Genomic DNA, 16,900 nt, shown 5'->3' on the forward strand with positions numbered 1-16,900 from the left:
GGGTCCGCGTGGTCTAGTTTGATAGTAGCTACAGCGACCAAGCCTCCGGGCGGTGCTACCAACACCACCCGGAGCCCGATCGGGAGAGGCCCCCGACATGACCAGCACCAAGCTCACCCAGCCCGGCGAGTCCCGCGCCAAGAAGTACGGCGCGCTGCACCTCATCGCCAACCTCACCGTGGACGGCGGCTGCGCCATCAACGTCCACCAGGGCCCCGAGCGCATCGACGCCCTGTCCGGGCTGCGGTTCGACAACCGCCTCGACGCGAGCGACGTCTACCGCGACATCCGCGACGCCGCCCTGGCCGGAATGCCCATCGAGGACATCGCCGAACTGGTGCGCCGCCGCCTCGTCGCCATTCGTGGCCGCATCGACGGCCGGGACGGCATGGACGCCCGAGTCGCCGAACTGGACCGGATGCTCGACCGCGTTGAGCGGCTGGCGTTCACCTCGGACCTATCCGACGGCTACGCCGACCTGAACCGCCTCGCCGATTCGATCCACGGCCCGGTGTTCTGACCGGGCCGCCCGGCCTCACCTTGCCCAATCCAGCACCTTCCGCCGGCACACGCCGGCACCCAACCCAACCCGCACGTCCACGTCTCAGGAGGAGACCGTCATGTCCGCGTCCGTTCAGCACACCGCCCGCCGGGTCGCCCGTACCGCCGCCCGCACCAGCCGGCCCCCGATCCGCGAGGTCATCACCGACGCCGACGGCAACGAGAAGATCCGCCGCCGGAAGCTGCGCCGCCCGTCGCGGCACACCAGCGAGCGGGCCGCCATCGCCGACTCGCTGATCCAGGGGGTGTGGGTCCGGTGACCGCCGACACCCGCGCCGTCGCGCACCTCGACGGAGACGCCGCGAAGGTCGTCAACGGAGTCACCGGCAGCGGCAAGACCCCGAGGCGGGTCGCCCCCGGTGTCGGCCTGCGTCCCGACGTCACCTCGCTGCTCGACGCGATCGACGCCGGCCGGGTCGCCCACAAGGGCGGTAGCTGGGTGATCCCCGTCGACCACCTGGCCCGCACCGTCCAGGAAGCCGGCTTGGCCGCGAAGGTCGGCGACGGGGAGCAGTCCCGGCTACGGCTGACCCGCGCCGGTGAAGACGCGATGCTGCGCGCCATGGTCGAGCGGGCGTTGACCCGGCAAACCGTCTACGCCGCCAAGTACCGGGAGGGGTTCGCCGCCGGGCAGGCATCACTGGCCAAGTCGCAGCGGCCCGCCTGGCGGCGCGTGGTGTCGATCGTGGGCGGTGGGCTGCTGATGTTCGCCGCCGGAGCCGCTACGGCGATCCTCGCCGCGCAGATCGGCGTCGGCCAGTGAAGCGCCTGCGTGGTGCCGGCCGCCGGCTTACGCGGCTGTGGTGCCGGTGCACCGGAGACCCGATCGGTGCACTCACCGACGACCAGGAGTCGCTGCGGGTCACGGTGCTGCTACATGAAGGGCTGACCGGGGCCGGGACTGGCGTGTTGCTACCGAAGATCGCCCGCCAGCTCAACGCCACCGGCCGCGACGTGCGGGCCGTCAGGCGGGCACTGCGAGGCAGCCGATGAGCGTCATCGCCGCCGTGTTCGCGGCCCTGTACGTCGGTCACATGGTCGGCGACCACTGGGTCCAGTCACAGCACCAGGCCGACCGCAAGGGTCTGCCGGGTTGGCCGGGCCGTATCGCTTGCGCCGCCCACGTCGCCACGTACACGGCCACGCAGGCGGTCGCCTTGGTCGCCCTGCACCTGGCCGCCGGGTGGTGGCCGAACCCGGGTCAGTTGGCCGCCGGTCTCGCCGTCAGCGCGGTCACGCACTACATCGCCGATCGGCGTACCCCACTGCGGTGGATCGCTGACCGGCTCGGATCGGGCCGTTTCTACCGGCTCGGCGCACCCCGGCCCGGCCGGGACGACAACCCGTCACTCGGTACGGGCGCGTACGCGCTCGACCAGTCGTGGCACATCGGCTGGCTGTACGTCGCCGCCCTGGTCATCGGTAGCTGACCTGCGGGTGAGCCTGTCGGGCTCGGCCACCACGTCCGAGCCCGGCGGGGTCGATCCAGGCCAACCACCAACCCACCGGAGGAACCATGCGGACCTTCTTCGTCGCCTACCAGTACGAGCGAGCAGAGCCGGGCGGTACCCGTGTCGGCTTCGGCAACACCGTCCGGGACTTCGAGTTCCATCCGCTGAACGACCCGGGCCGCGCGGGTGCGGAGATCGCCGCGTCCACCGGTCATGACGTCGTGATCGTGCTCAACGTGCAGGACATGCCCGGCAACGAGTTCTGACGTCTGCGCCGTGAGCCTGTCGGGCCGGACCCAGCTTTCCCGGCCCGGCGGGGTCAACGCAGACCACGGGTGGTGCGGCGCACGCCCTGAGAAGCCCAGCCGCACACCCCGGACCGGAACCCATCCACAGGAAGGACCACCCGCCATGGCGAAGTCGGAATCGAAGTCGGGCCACACGACCGACCCCCGGTTGGAGAGCAAGTCGTACGGCGACCTGTCGCCCAGCAAGGCGACCAAGGCCGCCGCCGAGAACGCCCGTCAGGCCGGACGGAACACCTGATGCGCGCGGGGGCGGCCCATGCCCTGAGAAAGCCCGGCCGCCCCCGCCCTGCCCCATCCACAGGGCCACCCCGCACGGGGTGGACGAACCATCCGAAAGGAGGGCCCGCCGTGGCCCAACATACTCGCGGCCGGCGTCGCCGAGCCGAACTGGTCGCCGCGGTCGCCGGCCTCACCGCCGTTGCCGCGCTCGCTGTGCTGGCGGTCGCCCTGGTCGCCGATCGCGTCTGCCCGGGAGCCGGGTGGGAGGCCGTGATCTGGCCCGCCATCATCGTGCTCGTCGTGTCCGGGGCCACGTCGGCGACGGCGGGTCACCTCACCGGCCGGCACACAGGTGGTGGTGGCCGGTGAGTACCGCCGACAACAGCACGGCCGCAACGGTGTTCGGCACCATGGGCGTCGGCGGCTCGGGAAAGCAGGCCAGCTACGACACGAAGTCTCGGCAGTGGACAACCCGGCACGGCCGGACGCAGACCGACACGAAGGCGGACCGGAAGTGATCGCCCGGCTGCTGCTGCGGCTGGCCATCGGCGTGTCCGCGCTCACGCTCGCCGCCGCGATCCTGGCGATCCTCGTACACCTCGGCACCGGCGGGATCGTGTCGTGGGACGCCCACGTCGGCACCTGGGATGTGCCGGTGGCGTTGCCGGTCGCGCTGATCGGCGCATTCGCCTACACGCGGTCGCTGATGGCGTTGCGGCGCCGGGCGCAGCCGTGACCGATCCGGGCGGCGACCAGGAGGTGATCGGCCGCCTGGTCGCCGCCCTCGACGGCCTCGACGCGGCGGTGGTGGATCGGGTGGTGGCGTCGGTGACGGTCGGGGATGCGGCGGTGGTTGACGCGATCGTGGCCGGGTTGGCGGCGGGTGATCCGCCGCTGGTTGAGGTGGCCGGGGAGGGGTGGCGGCCGGTCGGGTTGTCGAATGCCGGGGTGGTGGTTGCCCGGGGTGGGGCGGAGCGGGTGGTGCCGTGGTCGGAGCTGCGGCGGGCCGGGTGACACGTTCGGGTGGGTTTGCCGAAGTCATGGACACACTCGCCCTGACAGGCTAGATTGATAGTAGAAACAGCAATCAAGCCTGAGGGGTTCAGGATGATCACCTGCGACGAGTTCGGATACCCGGTCATCACCGACACCGGCATCCGCTGCGGCAACCACCACCCGGGGGAAGACGCCCGACACGAGAGCGTCACCGCCGTCCGCGACTGCTACCGCCGAGCAGCCGAAGAGGAAGCCGCCGCCGAGGCCGACGCCGCCGCCGAACTGGCCGCAGAACGCGCCCTCGAAGACCGCGGCTACTGGGACGCCCGCGCCCAGGAGGACTGGGAAGCCGCCCACGGCGTGATCCCGTTCGACGTCGCATTCCGCGAAGCCCTCGCCCACGCCTGACCTGCCATCACGAACCGAAGGAACATCACCGTGACAACCACCGATTTCTGGGCCGACGCCGAGATCATCCACGCCTACAGCCGCGCGCAGGCACTCGACGACGGGGCGCTGGTGGACGCCGGTGACCTCGCCGCCGAGGCAGGCTTCCGCTGGCCGGTCGCGCTCACCCGCGCCGCCTGGGAGGACGCCGTCGCCTGGGACGACGCCGACAACACCCGTAAGGGCACCGTGCAGGACGAGAAGGGCCGCCTGTGGGACGTGCTGTGGATGGCCAAGCTCGCCGCGAAACGCGGTGGCAACCGGGACCGGGTGCTGTTCCAGGTGCTTCGGGTGCCCCGCACTGGCCGGGGTCAGCGGCCCCGCCTGACCACCCTCGCTCTCATGGTTGGCCCCGGCGACTGCGGCGAGCCCGTGATGACCATCGGCACCGAGACGGAGGACTGAGTCCGGTTCCTCCTGGCGACACCCCGGGGTGTGCCCTCCCTCGGGGCGTCGTCGTGTTGGTGGGGGACACGCCGGGGGTGGGTTTGGTGGTTTCGTGGACACGCCCGCCCTCGTGGGCTAGATTGATAGTAGGAACAGCAATCGAGATAGGAGTAGGGCAGATGGACGTCACCACCGCCACACCCGCCGAGATCGACACCCGGCTCATCGAGCTGTGGATGGCCCAGGCCCACCACCGCGCCATCGCCGACAGCGACCGCCTCTCCGACAGCGTCCGCGCCTACGCCGCCCAGGCCGCCGCCGACGCCGTCGCCGAGGCCGCTCCCCTCGAAGCCGCCTACGCCGCCCGTCGCTGGAACCGCTGGTACTGGGTGCCCAAGGGCCACCTGCACCGCGAGGGCGAGTGCTCCACCCTGTACGCCAGCACCGACCGCAACCTCACCGCCGCCGCCTCCGGCATGGACGACGCCCAGATCGTCGAACGCTACGGCTGGAACGTCTGCACCATCTGCGTCCCCAACGCCCCCGTACTCGACGGATTCCGCACCCCCGGCACCTACGCCACCGCCGAAGCCGACGCCAAGGGCATCTGCCTCAACAAGATCCCCGCCCACGTCAACCGCCGCTACGCCAGCCCGTACGGGACGTGCGGCGACTGCGACGCCCAGGGGATCGCGGTGACCAGCCTCGGCCGGCTCCGCCAGCACCCCCACGCCCGTATGGCCGCCGACGACGCCCGCAAGGCCCGCATCGAAGACCCCAAGCTGATCGGCACCGCGACCGGCGAGGTGTTGAAGGTCGACGGGTGGGAGATCAAGACCCGCCGCACCGCCGAGATCGACTGGGTCCGCCACATGGAGAACGCCGACGAGCGCGGTTGGGCCGGCAACCCGGAGTGGCAGGCCGAGCAGCGCGGGTTCGCCCGGCAGATCGCCGAGGCGTTGGCCGCCAAGGACGGCGTCACCGTCGAGCAGATCGAGGCGGCGTTGATGCCGAAGGTCGACGCGAAGATCCGCAAGTGGCAGCGCGAGATGGCCAAGGCCAACCACTGACCCACCCGACCGGCCCGCCCCACCCGGGGGCGGGCCACCCGACCGCCGAAGGAGAACCCGCGATGCCCCGGAGCGAGAACCGCGAGTGCGACCGCTGCAAGCTCACCCTCCTGTGCCGCTGGATTGGCCGCATCGGCGGCTGGCTGTGCCGCGACTGCGCCACCCACGAACGCAACTCCTGACCCACCCGAGCCCGAGGAGAGCCACGATGGCCCGCTACACCCACCAGCCCGCGATCCGCGCGCTACAGGACCAACTCAACACCGAACACCCCAACACCCTCTGCTACTACGACATGTGCCCCCACGGCACGCCCCTGCCGTCGCTGCCTGCTGGCGTGATCGCCCTCGCCGTCCCCGACCTGAAATCCCGCCCTCCCCGGGAAGTCGTGGTGCTGGTCAGCTTCAAGCGCCGAGAGTGGGGCTGGGGCATCGTCCGCGCCGACAATGGCCGGCTCCTCGGCTGGACGGCCAAGGTCAGTGCGGGTGAACACGCCGGACGCTGGTCGGCCCACGTCGCCAGCGGCGCGTTCCGCGGTGATGGCCCGGACAACGACGGCGACATCCTCGACGAGGTCCACCACTACCTGCACAACGGCGTCCCCAACAACTCGTTCGTCAGCAATCCGATCGACTACCACGAAAGGCGGGCCGACGCCGCGCACACGGTCGTGGCGCACGTCGTCTACAAGCAGGCACCGGCCGTCGGCTACCCCCGTCACCCGCAGGTGCGCCCGTACCGCACGCGCGCCTGGCAGCACTTCGAGCTGGACGACCGGTGCGTGTGCGGGGAGCCGGTCGACTGCCCCGAGCGGGCACGGCTGCTCGCCGAGGGGAAGCGGTGACCGCCCCGGCGCCGCGCCTGCTGGGCGGCATATCGTCGGAGGACCAGCAGCGCATCCGCAACGCTGTCGCCGACCGTGGGCCGGGGATCTTCCATTCACCGATGGTCGGCGGCTCGCGCGACAGCGTGGCCCGGTATCTGGCGGAGGGCGAGCTGGGTGGGCTGCTCGCGGACCGGTATGACTGGCAGACCGTCAAGGCTGCCGTCGCCGAGGCGATCGACGAAGACCCGACCGTCATCGGGCGGTCACCGGAGCAGGCCAAGGTGGACGCGGCTGCCCGTACCGCCCAGGTCGACCGGATGGTGGGCGAGGCCGAGCAGGCGTTGCGGGCCGGTGATCTCGCCCAGGTCGCGGCGCGGCTCGACGCGGCCTGGTCGGTTGACCCGGACCACCGGATTCCCGGTGTCGGTGGGGCCCGGTCGCTGGGTGTGCGGCTGGCGGATGTCCGTGACCGCATCCGGGCGCGGCTGGCCCGGGAGTGCCCGGAGTCGCCGCCGGCCGCCGGGTACGAGCTGGGGTGCCGGCTACCCGCCGGCCGTATCGAGGTCCGGGACCGGGGCGCCGGTGAGGTGGTGCTGGTGTGCCACGAGTCGACGGCCGTCCGCTGGGTGGGGTGGATTGTGGGCCTGCCGGCAGGGCCGGGGGAGTGGGTGGAGGACAACGACCTGCGGGTGTGTGCGTGCCGGCATCTGTGCGCCTCGCACGCCTCGACGTTGGCGGACCACACCTCTCCGGGCGGGGTGGGCAACGGGTCGTGTGGGGTGGATGGCTGCGGGTGTGGGCGGTTCGTGCTGCGGGTCGGGAAGGTCGCGGCGGGGTGACACGCCGCTGATTTCCCGAAGTCGTGGACGGGCCGGACCATCTGGGTTATCTTGATAGTAGAAGGCACGACCGAGCTAGGAGGACGAGATGCTGATCACCCACGGCGAACTGGTCGCGACCCAAGAGAAAATCGCGAAGATCAACGCTCGTGCCGAAAGGCGAGGCTTCACCGGCCGCCTGCTCGTCGAGGCCAAGAAGGTCATCAAGAAAGAAACCAACGACCTCGGATTCGAGGTCGAGGAGATCCTGTACGAAACCACCGTCACCGGCGAGGCACCCAGCTACAACGGCTGGAAGATCAGCGCCACGCTCGACTTCGACCCCGAAGCCGGGCTGATCGTCCGGACCGCACCCGGTGTCGAGAAGGTCGACCGGGACGGGCTGGTCGAGGGCTGGTGCGACCACTGCCGTAAGAATCGGCACCGCAGCAAGACCTACCTGGTGCACAACGCGACAACCGGCGAGCAGCGCCAGGTCGGCTCGACCTGCATCAAGGACTTCCTCGGCTGGTCCGGCAACGTGGTGTTCTTCTCGACCGGTTCGATCGAGGAGGAAATTGACGGGCTCCTGGCCGGTGGCGGCTACTACGACAAGCGGTGGTCGGCCGCCACGGTCCTGGCCGTCGCCTGGGCCGCCATCCAGGCATACGGCTTCAAGCCGGTCAGCTCCTACGACGGCACCCCGACCAAATCCGTCGTCCTGACGGTGCTCGACCCGAACCCGCGTAGCGCGCGAGACCGGGAACTGGTCGAGGCCCTGCGGCCGTACGTCGAGCGGTCCGCCGCTCAGGCGCAGATCGTCCGTGACTGGCTGCTCAGTGACGCTTTCTCCGGTGACACCGAGTACGTCCGCAACATGAAGGCGGTCGCCGGTGCCGAGACCGTGAGCGCCCGCCATGTGGGTCTTCTGGCTTCCGCGCCGCAGGCGTGGGCGCGGGCCATGGAGCGGGATCTGATCCGCCGCCGGGAAAGCGAAGAACTGGTCAACGAGTTCACCGGGCAGCCGGGTGAGCGGTTGGAGTTGACGGTCCGGGTCAAGTCGATCCGCTACACCGCGGGCGACTGGGGCACCACGACGATTTACACGCTGGTCGGCGACGACAAGCGGGTGTACAAGTGGTTCGCCTCGACCGATGCGCTCGGTGAGACGGCGGACGTGGTCCGCCGGATCAAGGGCACGGTCAAGAAGCACGATGAGTACGAGGGCACGAGGTCGACCGTTCTCACGCGGTGCAAGGTGCTGGCGTGATCCGGCAGCAGGCCAGACCGCGCGGGATATCTTGATAGTAGTATTTACCAGTGAGATGAACGCCGCCAACTGAACCCGCAACCGAATCCGGGAGGACCACACCATGACCAGCACCGACCAGGCGACCCCGATCCACCTGCACACCGGATTCGGGGTGGACGGAACCGCCGTCTGCGACGAGCCGATCACCGACGACACTCGCACCGCCACGTCTATCGACAAGGTCACCTGCACCAGTTGCCGGGCCGCCTACGAGCAGTACGTGGCCGACCTAACCGCCGAGCTGAACAGATGGTCACGCGGCGGCTGACCCGCTCGACCACCCAACCCGTAGAGATCATGCGCGTCGCGTACCGGCCACAGGTCGGTGCGCGCCGCACCGTAGAGAAGGAGGAACATCGCCAATGGATGCCGTACTGACATACAGTGCCCCCGACAATCGAGCTGCCGTGGGGGGCCAAGACGAGATGCCGGATCACCCGTTTTTGACGACCGCCGATCTGGCGGCGATCAGTGCCCGCCTCGCGGGTGTCGAGTCCACGAAGATCACCGCGATTGCGCGGAACATGTTCGAGTCGAGGCCGGAGATCCCGAACCGGAAGACCGGCGGCACCCGGCGCGGGAAGTACGCCGACGACCCCTTTCCCACGCCGGACGGCTACGCGGGCACCATGCCGTGGTGGCACGTCCACCGGGAGGCCGAGGTCGAGGAGTGGTTCAAGCGGCATCCGCGCCGGCAGAAGGGTGACGGCATCGGAGGCCCGGTGACCCGCGCTGAGGCGCAGGCCAGGTTGGCGGCGCGGCAGGTCGAGCAGGTGCAGAAGAAGGTCGCTGCGGATCTGCCGGTGCAGCTGGTGGTCGACCGGGCCGGTAGTGACGTGGTGGTGAAGGCGGACGGCCGGGAGTACCGGTTCGATGCCGGGCTGATGGCTGCGGCGCTGGGGTTCCGGCGGACGTATGGGGGCAGGAAGGCCAAGGTCGTTGCGGCGTTGGTGCGGGAGCGCGGGTTGTCGCGGGATGACGCGCTGCTGGTGGCGCGGGTGGCGCGGTGGCTGGCCCATGCGGGGGTTGAGGTCTGATCTGAGCTGACGCCGGGGATTGGTTGCGGCGTTTTTCGCGGTTTCACCGACACGTCCCGCCCTCATGGGGTAACTTGATAGTAGAAGTTACGAGCAAGGGGGATGACATGACCGCCACGACACTCACACCCGCCGCCCAGATCGCCGCCGCCGTCCGCACCGACATCAAGACCGCCAGCAAGGCCGGCACCCTCGCCCTCCCCGACGGCGCAAAGATCCGGGTCACCTCCCACAACTTCGCCGGAGGCTCCGCCGTCGACATCGCCGTCGAGAACGTCGACAAGGCGTGGGCAATCAGCATCGAGAAAGACGAGTGGGACAACGACAAGTGGCGGCCCACCGCCGCCGCCCAGGCCCTCGGTGACCAGCTCACCGACATCCTCGCCGCCCACCACAACGGCCGCGCCTGGGGCGAGGTTCGCGTCTGCGGCCTCGCCGTCGATCGGGGCCGCATCAAGCCCGCCTCCTGGCGTCCCGGCCAGGACTGAACCCGACCCCGACCCGAGCCCGAAGGAGCCCGCGATGGACATCAACGACCTGCACCAGATCGGCACCCACCACCCCGTCGTCATCGACGGCGAGCAGGAATGGGTGCGGGTGTGCGCCGCCGACCTACAGCGCGGCTACCGGGTCAGTAACGGCATGTGGGGCGGCCGGATCGACGACCGGTGGATTCCGCTGGCCGACCTGCCCGTCACCATCACGACGGTCTACATCCGCACCAGTGACACGGCATGGGCCGCCCGTCGTAACCTGGCCTGCCGCTCGGAGGGTGCGGGCGACGGTGTCCACGTCGTCGCCGTGCCCGTCGGCGAGGGCGAGGTTGAGCCGGTCGCGTTCGCCGGGCGGCCGATGGTCCGCTTCGACCTCGGTGACGACCTGCCCGCCGACTACCCGAACCGGTGGGTGCTCAGCCCTGCCGCTGTCCAAGCCAAGCTTGCCGCGCTCGCGGCCTGACCCAACCCGCGCGAGGGAGCCCACGATGAGCGACGTACTGATCACCGACGTCCGCGACGGCCGTATCGTCGACCTGCTCGCCGGGCTCGGCGCGACTCGCCATGTTGCCCGGCAGATCGCCGGCAACCTGGTCCGTGACTACCTGGCCGAGGGGTCTGCACAGCCTGACGGGCTCGCTGACCTCACCGACGAGCATCGGGCCACCACGCTTGAGCTGGCGGTGCTGTTGACCCGCCTCGCGTGTGCGGCCGGTCGGGCGTCCTGCCCGGATCTGGGTGTGGCTGCCGATCATGCTGCCGCTGCTGTGCGTGTCGCCTGCGGGTACGCGGTCCGGTGCGCGACCTGATATTCGGGGTGTCGGGTTGACGGATGTCCTGGCACGGCCAGCCCTCATGATGTAGATTGATAGTAGAAACAGCGATCAAGGGGGTCCGCAATGGATGTCACAGTCAGCCTCAACGACCAGCAAAGAGACTGGCTCCTCGCAGCCGTCGACAACACCGGCCGCATCCACGGCACCCCCGGCAACCGGCGGGCCCTCAACGCCCTCACCCGCGTCGGACTCCTCACCGCCGACGCCGGCACCGGCTGGCGGTACGTCACCCGCCACGGCCACGAAACCGCCGCCGACATCATCACCGGCCACGCTGCCGCCGTCATCGGCCGCCACATCGACGGACCCGACCGCATCGAGCAGTCGAAGACGGCCGCCGCCGACCTGCACGACGCCGGCTACCTGATCGGCGGAGGGGACGCCACCGCCGACCTCATCGACCGGGTCACCGCGGTCCTCGCCTGCCGCCACGACCAGCCCACCGCCGAACGTATGGCCCACGCTCTCGCTGCCGCGCACCTGCTGTCCGGCACCTGGCACCAGGAGGACTGACCCGATGACCGAGATCTCGACCGCCGTTGAAGCGATGCTCGCCGACCAGCTACGGCGACGCGTCGACACCGTCATCGCGAGGCTCGGCGACCTCACCGCCCGCGTCGAGCACCGCCGAGACGACATCGCGCTCACCGGCGGACCCGGCCGCCCGCTCTACGCGAACGTGGCAGCCGACATCATCCACGAGATCAACACGACTTTGATGAACCTCAACCTCGGCGGCCTGGTCACCGCCGCCGCTGACGCCGACGTCGCGCGGACGAAGGGGGAGTGATCCCGGTGGCCAAGCTCACCATCCCCCGCCTGAGAGTTCTCCGCGCCGCCCAGCGCGGCGACCTCCACCACAGCGTCCACGGCGGATACGACTGGATCGACCTGAACTCCCCCGACTGCGGCAGGGTCACACCGACTGCCCAGGGTGCCCAACGCGACGGACTGATCGAGCTACTGCCCCGCCAGCACGGCGACGAGCACCGAGGGCAGCCATACAAGCTGACCGACGCCGGAGAGAAGGCCCTCACCGAACACGACGCCAAGGAGAAGCGATGACTGAATTGGCCACGGCGGACCTGCGGGTCAAGGCCCTCGACGTCGTCGTCGCCGCCGCCCACCAGCAGCCCATCCGGCCCGGCCACAGCACCGCCCGCGTGGCGGCCTGCCGTGACGTCCGCGCCGCCACCGGCTGCGCACTCGTAGACGCCATCGCCGCCGTGGACTGGGCCATCGAGCAGGTCACAGCGACCAGCCTGCACCGGTTCCGCCAGACCACCGAGACGGGCTGGCTGTACCGGTTCCCGAACGGCCGCGACGCCTCGATCATCAACGACCCGCACCGGCCGTTTCGGTTCGAGATGCTGTCCGACTCGCTCGACGCCCCCGGCGGCACGGTGGCCGGGTTGACGTCCGAGCAGGTGGAGGCGCACCTGTACGCCATCGCCGGCCGCAGCGCCGCCAACGACACCGACGAGAGGAACTGACCGATGCCCACCTTCACGCCGACCGATGTGGTCGTGACCCGCTCCTACTCGGTGACCGGCGCGGACCCGACGCCGATGCGGTACGGCAGTATCCGCATCCTGCCGGACACGGTGACCGTCACCTTCACCAACGGCACCCCGACCCGCCTCGTCATCGAAGGGCCGAACGCGAAGAAGGACGGCACCGCCGGGGCGAACCGGCATGAGGAGTCGTGGTGGCTGAGCTGGGCCGCGGACGCCGCACGGGCACCGGAGTGGGTGGCTCCGCTGCTGGACGCCCGCCGCCCGGCCGACCCGCCGGGAGTGTTCGCGTGACCGCCACCGATCCGACGCCCACGCACCCAGACCCGGCCGTGCAGGCACTCATCGACAACGGCTGGCTGGGCGAGTGGGACTGGCCCATCCAGGTCCACGACCTGGCCAACGCGGTCCGGCTCGTCCGGCAGGCCGACCACCGGGCCGCCCGAACCGACGTACCCGCCGCCGACGGGGAGCAGCAGTCATGATCCTCGGAAGCAGTAGCGGCTACTGGTCGACCGGAATCGTCATCCGCTGGTACGCGGCGCTGGGCAGCGGCTCCCGCCGTGGTCCCGCGTGGGCCGGGCGCGTCGACTTCTACGACGACGGATGGGCAGGCGACGACGACGCCGACGCCGGCAAGGTGTCCACTGAGGGCCGTCTGAACACCCGCTACTACGTCCGCGACGGCGACACGACGACCGGGCTGCGGGCCGTCATCGCCGCCCTGATCGCCGACGCCGGCCGCCTCGGAATCACGTTCGGCGGCCCCTCGGTCAAGCCTCACCTGTACTACGAGGGTGACGGCGGCAGCACGGAGTTCCCGCCGCCGGACGGCTGGCGTGACCTGCTCGCCTCGGAGGCGCAGCGGATCGGCTGGGAGTTCCCGTACGCGAGCACGGAGGCGAGCCGTGGCTGAGTCGGAGAGCATCCGCGAGCTGGAAGCCGACCTCGACCGGGTGCGGCAGCAACGCGACGACTACGCCGCCGAGCTGGCCCGCATCACCGGCGCCGGAGCGCTGCATCGCCTCGCCCGGCACCTCTACATCCAGGGGCACGCGCCCGAGGACACCGCCGCCCGGCGGTGGGACAGCGGCACGGTGCCGCTCGCCCGCGTCGCCGATTACACGCGCGCCGCCGCGCAGGCGATGGCCGCCATCAAGGCGGTTGACCCGACACACGCCCACCTGGGCGACGACAAGGAGGACAACCCGCGATGACCACAACCAGCACCGCCAAGGACCAGCAGGCAACCGGCCCGGCAGCAGACGAGTTCCCCTACAACTATTTCGTCGCGTTCGCCGTCGTCGACCGCCACGGCAACGTCGGATTCGGCAGCCAAAGCATCGGCACCCGCAGACGAGTGACCACGATCGAGGACACCAACCAGTTTGCACACTCGATCACCGAGTGGCGGGGGCTCTCGCCCGGAACCGTGTCCGTCATCAACTTCCAGCTGTTGTCGGCCCCGGCCGAGGACGAGGTATGACCACGCTGACATGGGCCAACACCCAGCCGGGAGTGTGGCGCAGCCTGTGCGGCCGATACGCCATCGTCTCCGTCACCCTGCCCGAGCGGCCTGCCCGCACCGTCTACCAGGCCCGCCGCATCGACCCGAGCATGGCCGCCGCCGACCCGATGCGCGGCACCCTCGGCTACCTGCTCGAAGAGTCCCCGTGGCGGTGGAACAGCGACAACAGCGTTCACAGCGCCGAAGCCGCCTGCGACCGGCACGCGTGGCAGGTGGAGCACCCGCTGAACGTGCCGACCGACCATCCGGCCGCCGCCCTGTCCAGGTTCTGGTGGCCGTCCGGGGGCGGCCGTGGCGCTATCGCCCTGATCTGGGAAGAGGCGCACCTGATCGCCCAGGTCATCGGCATGGGCCGCGCCGCAGATGACGGCGTCGAGGTGGGCGAGTACACCCGCATCGACCTGACCGCGCTCGGTGTCCACGCCGACCGGGCGACCCTGCCGACCCGCACCGACCATCCGGAGCAGTGCGGCGGCTGCAACGTGCCCGCAGGTACGCCGCACGCCGCCCGCTGCGATCACGCGCGCTGCCTGGCCACGGGCGGGCAGCGTCTCCAATGCGAGCTGTTCGGCGAGTCGAAGACAGCGGGGATCGAGGCGGTCCGTACCGGCGGCACCAGTCAGCAGGAGTTCGATGACTACTTCAAGACGCCGCTGGAACACGACTGCGGCCAGGACATCTACAGGGGGTAGCGCAGGAATCCGCACGGCGTACGCGGCCGGTCACCCGTTCGGGTGGCCGGCCGCTTCCGTCGTTCCTCAAGCTCACCCCGGGTACGAGGAAGCCCCGGCCGGGGGTCCGGACCAGGGCTCTCGTGCAAGCTGGCGGGCTGCACAGCCAGTCTACGTCTCGGGTGCCTGGTCGCCGGTCGGCTCGCCGCGGTTCTTCCGGATGAGCGCCTCTTTCGCGGCCTGTTTCTCTTTCCCCGGGGGCATCGCCAGCACTTCGTTCAGGTCTGCGATCGACGCGCGGACGATTCTGCGGTGCCCGCCGGCTGTGTAGGTGACGCGAAGTAGACCGATGTCGGCGTATCGGCGGATCGCGGTCGCACCTGGGCGTGAGTGGACGAGTTCCTTCGCCTCGGTGGGCGTCACGAAGTCGCCGTCTTCTGCCACTGCCGCGCCCATCCTTCGCAGGTTCCCGATCTTCCAGATTCGGCCCAGTGTGACAGACCTGCCGGCCGTAACGCGAGGATCGCCACCCCCGGATGTAACGACCGACACGCGATCCTCCTGAACTTTCCGAGACTCCCGAAACTCCCCATCTTGTGCCATCATGATGGCACGGCTCGGCCAGAAGGTCGAGACACCACAGGACCAGGGGAGGAAAGCCGGTGGAGTTGCAGCGCGAACCGCTCCCGGTCGACGAGTACGCCCCGGCCGCCGACGGCCAGGCGTGGTGGCTCGGCGCTCTGCGCGCCCTCGAAGCGGTACCCGGCTGGGTGTGGGCCATCGCCACCACCGCACTGCTTCTCACGTCCGTCGTCCTGCTGCTCCTGGTCGTCCGTCGCCGCAAGACCAGCAACGACGACGGCGGGGGACTGTTCCGCGCCGCCATCACCGCCACCATCCTGTTCCTGGCAGCCGTGTTCTTCGGCAGCTTCAAAGGCTTGGCCGCGTTCGGCCGCGACACCCTCCACTGGACCGGCGGCCTCGAATACCTCGTCCCGGCAACCCTCGACGGCGTCGCTATCGCCTGCGCCCTGCTGGCCCTTGCCGCGATCAAAAAGCGCAAGGACGGCACCGCCGCTCACCGGGTTGTGTGGCTCGCCACCCTGTCATCGGCCGCGATCAACTTCGACCACGAGGCGAACGGCCCGGCCGGCTCCACCGTCGGCGGCGCCTACCTGGGTCTGCTGTCGCTACTCGGCATGTTGCTGCTGCACATCATCCTGGACCTGCTCACCGGCAGCCGAGGTGCCCGCGTCGAGCGGGTGAAGCCCCGGTTCGGTCTGCGGTGGATCACCTCGCCGGGCGACAGCGCCGCCGCCTGGTTGGCGTGGCAGAACTTCCCGCCCGCGCCGCTGCCCACGAACGCTACTGCCGACCGGGTCGCCCGGTACGCGTCGGTGCGGCACGCCCTCTCCCACCTTGAGGTGGTGCGCCGGGCGCGGCGGATCAAGAGGCACACCCCGGCAGGTGCAGAACCGGCCGAAGGGTGGGCGCGGATCAACCCGTGGCTGCGGGTCCGCCAGTTGGGTGCCGCCCTGGTCGACCTGCGGAACACGTCCACCGCCGAACTGTCCCGGGTGCGCGCCGACGCCGCCACCGACCGGGCGACCGCCGCCCAGACCATCGACGAGCTGCGCCGGCAGGTCGCCGACCTCAACACGCTCCTGGAAGTCGCCGCCGCCGAGACGACGGCCGCCGAGCAGCGGGCCACCGACGCAGAGCAGCGCGCGGCCACCGCCGACACCGCACGCCGGACGGCCGAGGCCGACGCCAACACGGCCCGACTCGACGCCGCCCGCGCCGTGGCCGCCGCCGAGCAGACCGCCGCCCTCGCCATGTCCCGCGCCGACCAGGTCACCGCAGACCTGGCCGCTGCCCGCGAACTCGTCGGCCAGCTCCGCCACGAAACTGCCGCCGCAACCACCGCCGCCGAGCAGCACGCGGCCGAAACTGCCGACCTACGCCGGCAGCTCACCGACGAGCAGACTGCCCACCGCGCCACCCTGAGCAGGCTCACCGCCGCTGCCACCGAACTGCCCAGGCAGCGTGACCGTGAGCAGCCGCCCCGGAGCAGTCGCCGGCAGCCGGCAGACGACACCAACACCGGTGAGCAGCCTGCCGGGAAGTGGCCGACCTGCCCGCCGTGGTCCCCCGAGCAGCTACGCGCGTTCGAGCTGCGCGACGCCGACAAGAAGCGGTGGACGTGGCCCGAGTTGGAGCGGGAGATCGGCGCGGCCAGCTCCACGATCCGCCGCTGGTTCGCCAGCCGCACCAAGCACACGGCGACGCCGCCGACCGTGCCCGCCCTACCCATCGACCCGCCCGCGACGCCGACGACCGCCGTCAACGGCAGCACACCCGTACCCGCCTGACCCGAAGGAGTCCCCATGTTCATCAAGACCATCGCCACCTGGCGTTTCCTCGT

At 70.4% G+C, this 16,900-nt stretch carries 33 protein-coding genes; 32 read left to right on the plus strand and 1 reads right to left on the minus strand.

Annotation, left to right across the window (positions count from 1 at the left end):
* The first annotated feature begins 97 nt into the window (after positions 1-97).
* The 31 genes from O7597_RS14820 to O7597_RS14970 all read left to right on the plus strand — a co-directional run bounded on the left by O7597_RS14820 (position 98) and on the right by O7597_RS14970 (position 14,496).
* Positions 98-520 carry a hypothetical protein gene (locus O7597_RS14820; RefSeq protein ID WP_281582976.1) on the plus strand — a complete coding sequence of 141 codons (423 nt, stop codon included), beginning with the start codon at positions 98-100 and terminating at the stop codon, positions 518-520.
* 100 nt (positions 521-620) lie between these two features.
* Positions 621-821 carry a hypothetical protein gene (locus tag O7597_RS14825; RefSeq protein ID WP_281582977.1) on the plus strand — a complete coding sequence of 67 codons (201 nt, stop codon included), beginning with the start codon at positions 621-623 and terminating at the stop codon, positions 819-821.
* Complete coding sequence (locus O7597_RS14830; RefSeq protein ID WP_281582978.1) at positions 818-1,324, plus strand: hypothetical protein; 507 nt, start codon at positions 818-820, stop codon at positions 1,322-1,324. Before O7597_RS14825 ends, O7597_RS14830 begins: the two co-directional genes overlap by 4 nt.
* A gap of 226 nt (positions 1,325-1,550) precedes the next feature.
* A complete protein-coding gene (locus O7597_RS14835; RefSeq protein ID WP_281582979.1) occupies positions 1,551-1,991 on the plus strand; it encodes a DUF3307 domain-containing protein in 441 nt (146 codons plus the stop codon).
* Between the two features lie 86 nt (positions 1,992-2,077).
* Complete coding sequence (locus tag O7597_RS14840; protein WP_281582980.1) at positions 2,078-2,278, plus strand: hypothetical protein; 201 nt, start codon at positions 2,078-2,080, stop codon at positions 2,276-2,278.
* 145 nt (positions 2,279-2,423) lie between these two features.
* A complete protein-coding gene (locus O7597_RS14845; RefSeq protein ID WP_281582981.1) occupies positions 2,424-2,558 on the plus strand; it encodes a hypothetical protein in 135 nt (44 codons plus the stop codon).
* A gap of 110 nt (positions 2,559-2,668) precedes the next feature.
* Positions 2,669-2,908, plus strand: coding sequence for a hypothetical protein (locus O7597_RS14850; protein WP_281582982.1), 240 nt, complete (start codon positions 2,669-2,671; stop codon positions 2,906-2,908).
* Positions 2,905-3,057: a hypothetical protein gene (locus O7597_RS14855; RefSeq protein ID WP_281582983.1), complete on the plus strand. Its 153-nt coding sequence runs from the start codon at positions 2,905-2,907 to the stop codon at positions 3,055-3,057. Before O7597_RS14850 ends, O7597_RS14855 begins: the two co-directional genes overlap by 4 nt.
* The gene (locus tag O7597_RS14860; protein ID WP_281582984.1) at positions 3,054-3,275 is read left to right on the plus strand and encodes a hypothetical protein; all 222 of its coding nucleotides are present in this window, start codon (positions 3,054-3,056) and stop codon (positions 3,273-3,275) included. Before O7597_RS14855 ends, O7597_RS14860 begins: the two co-directional genes overlap by 4 nt.
* A complete protein-coding gene (locus O7597_RS14865) occupies positions 3,272-3,553 on the plus strand; it encodes a hypothetical protein (RefSeq protein WP_281582985.1) in 282 nt (93 codons plus the stop codon). Before O7597_RS14860 ends, O7597_RS14865 begins: the two co-directional genes overlap by 4 nt.
* Positions 3,554-3,646: 93 nt before the next feature.
* On the plus strand, positions 3,647-3,943 hold the full coding sequence (locus O7597_RS14870; protein ID WP_281582986.1) for a hypothetical protein: 297 nt from the start codon (positions 3,647-3,649) through the stop codon (positions 3,941-3,943).
* Between the two features lie 30 nt (positions 3,944-3,973).
* A complete protein-coding gene (locus O7597_RS14875) occupies positions 3,974-4,387 on the plus strand; it encodes a DUF6573 family protein (RefSeq protein WP_281582987.1) in 414 nt (137 codons plus the stop codon).
* A gap of 161 nt (positions 4,388-4,548) precedes the next feature.
* Complete coding sequence (locus O7597_RS14880) at positions 4,549-5,439, plus strand: hypothetical protein (protein WP_281582988.1); 891 nt, start codon at positions 4,549-4,551, stop codon at positions 5,437-5,439.
* Positions 5,440-5,647: 208 nt separating this feature from the next.
* Positions 5,648-6,283: a hypothetical protein gene (locus tag O7597_RS14885; protein WP_281582989.1), complete on the plus strand. Its 636-nt coding sequence runs from the start codon at positions 5,648-5,650 to the stop codon at positions 6,281-6,283.
* Positions 6,280-7,104, plus strand: coding sequence for a hypothetical protein (locus O7597_RS14890; protein WP_281582990.1), 825 nt, complete (start codon positions 6,280-6,282; stop codon positions 7,102-7,104). The genes O7597_RS14885 and O7597_RS14890 overlap by 4 nt, the downstream gene beginning before the upstream one ends.
* A gap of 88 nt (positions 7,105-7,192) precedes the next feature.
* A complete protein-coding gene (locus tag O7597_RS14895; RefSeq protein ID WP_281582991.1) occupies positions 7,193-8,353 on the plus strand; it encodes a hypothetical protein in 1,161 nt (386 codons plus the stop codon).
* Between the two features lie 103 nt (positions 8,354-8,456).
* Complete coding sequence (locus O7597_RS14900) at positions 8,457-8,663, plus strand: hypothetical protein (RefSeq protein WP_281582992.1); 207 nt, start codon at positions 8,457-8,459, stop codon at positions 8,661-8,663.
* Between the two features lie 175 nt (positions 8,664-8,838).
* Positions 8,839-9,432 (plus strand): hypothetical protein, encoded by a 594-nt coding sequence (locus tag O7597_RS14905; RefSeq protein WP_281582993.1) that lies wholly within the window; start codon positions 8,839-8,841, stop codon positions 9,430-9,432.
* 107 nt (positions 9,433-9,539) lie between these two features.
* Positions 9,540-9,920, plus strand: a complete 381-nt coding sequence (locus tag O7597_RS14910; protein WP_281582994.1) for a hypothetical protein — start codon at positions 9,540-9,542, stop codon at positions 9,918-9,920.
* Positions 9,921-9,954: 34 nt separating this feature from the next.
* Positions 9,955-10,389, plus strand: coding sequence for a hypothetical protein (locus O7597_RS14915; protein WP_281582995.1), 435 nt, complete (start codon positions 9,955-9,957; stop codon positions 10,387-10,389).
* 25 nt (positions 10,390-10,414) lie between these two features.
* Positions 10,415-10,735: a hypothetical protein gene (locus O7597_RS14920; protein ID WP_281582996.1), complete on the plus strand. Its 321-nt coding sequence runs from the start codon at positions 10,415-10,417 to the stop codon at positions 10,733-10,735.
* A 90-nt stretch (positions 10,736-10,825) separates the two neighbouring features.
* Positions 10,826-11,275: a hypothetical protein gene (locus O7597_RS14925; RefSeq protein ID WP_281582997.1), complete on the plus strand. Its 450-nt coding sequence runs from the start codon at positions 10,826-10,828 to the stop codon at positions 11,273-11,275.
* Between the two features lie 4 nt (positions 11,276-11,279).
* Entirely contained in the window at positions 11,280-11,552 is a 273-nt protein-coding gene (locus O7597_RS14930; RefSeq protein WP_281582998.1) for a hypothetical protein, read from the plus strand.
* A gap of 5 nt (positions 11,553-11,557) precedes the next feature.
* Positions 11,558-11,827, plus strand: a complete 270-nt coding sequence (locus O7597_RS14935; protein WP_281582999.1) for a hypothetical protein — start codon at positions 11,558-11,560, stop codon at positions 11,825-11,827.
* Positions 11,824-12,255: a hypothetical protein gene (locus O7597_RS14940; RefSeq protein ID WP_281583000.1), complete on the plus strand. Its 432-nt coding sequence runs from the start codon at positions 11,824-11,826 to the stop codon at positions 12,253-12,255. Before O7597_RS14935 ends, O7597_RS14940 begins: the two co-directional genes overlap by 4 nt.
* Positions 12,256-12,258: 3 nt before the next feature.
* Positions 12,259-12,570: a hypothetical protein gene (locus tag O7597_RS14945; protein ID WP_281583001.1), complete on the plus strand. Its 312-nt coding sequence runs from the start codon at positions 12,259-12,261 to the stop codon at positions 12,568-12,570.
* Positions 12,567-12,761: a hypothetical protein gene (locus O7597_RS14950; protein ID WP_281583002.1), complete on the plus strand. Its 195-nt coding sequence runs from the start codon at positions 12,567-12,569 to the stop codon at positions 12,759-12,761. Before O7597_RS14945 ends, O7597_RS14950 begins: the two co-directional genes overlap by 4 nt.
* Positions 12,758-13,192 (plus strand): hypothetical protein, encoded by a 435-nt coding sequence (locus O7597_RS14955; protein WP_281583003.1) that lies wholly within the window; start codon positions 12,758-12,760, stop codon positions 13,190-13,192. The genes O7597_RS14950 and O7597_RS14955 overlap by 4 nt, the downstream gene beginning before the upstream one ends.
* Positions 13,185-13,493 carry a hypothetical protein gene (locus tag O7597_RS14960; RefSeq protein ID WP_281583004.1) on the plus strand — a complete coding sequence of 103 codons (309 nt, stop codon included), beginning with the start codon at positions 13,185-13,187 and terminating at the stop codon, positions 13,491-13,493. The genes O7597_RS14955 and O7597_RS14960 overlap by 8 nt, the downstream gene beginning before the upstream one ends.
* Positions 13,490-13,762: a hypothetical protein gene (locus O7597_RS14965; protein ID WP_281583005.1), complete on the plus strand. Its 273-nt coding sequence runs from the start codon at positions 13,490-13,492 to the stop codon at positions 13,760-13,762. Before O7597_RS14960 ends, O7597_RS14965 begins: the two co-directional genes overlap by 4 nt.
* Positions 13,759-14,496 (plus strand): hypothetical protein, encoded by a 738-nt coding sequence (locus O7597_RS14970; protein ID WP_281583006.1) that lies wholly within the window; start codon positions 13,759-13,761, stop codon positions 14,494-14,496. Before O7597_RS14965 ends, O7597_RS14970 begins: the two co-directional genes overlap by 4 nt.
* Before the next feature lie 150 nt (positions 14,497-14,646).
* Here O7597_RS14970 and O7597_RS14975 read toward each other — a convergent pair whose 3' ends face one another.
* Positions 14,647-14,931: a hypothetical protein gene (locus tag O7597_RS14975; protein ID WP_281583007.1), complete on the minus strand. Its 285-nt coding sequence runs from the start codon at positions 14,929-14,931 to the stop codon at positions 14,647-14,649.
* Between the two features lie 206 nt (positions 14,932-15,137).
* Here O7597_RS14975 and O7597_RS14980 point away from each other — a divergent pair, with 206 nt between their 5' ends.
* Positions 15,138-16,847, plus strand: coding sequence for a DUF2637 domain-containing protein (locus O7597_RS14980; protein WP_281583008.1), 1,710 nt, complete (start codon positions 15,138-15,140; stop codon positions 16,845-16,847).
* Positions 16,848-16,900: the final 53 nt, after the last annotated feature.

It is taken from the genome of Verrucosispora sp. WMMC514 (assembly GCF_027497295.1).
Classification (GTDB): Bacteria; Actinomycetota; Actinomycetes; order Mycobacteriales; family Micromonosporaceae; genus Micromonospora; species Micromonospora palythoicola.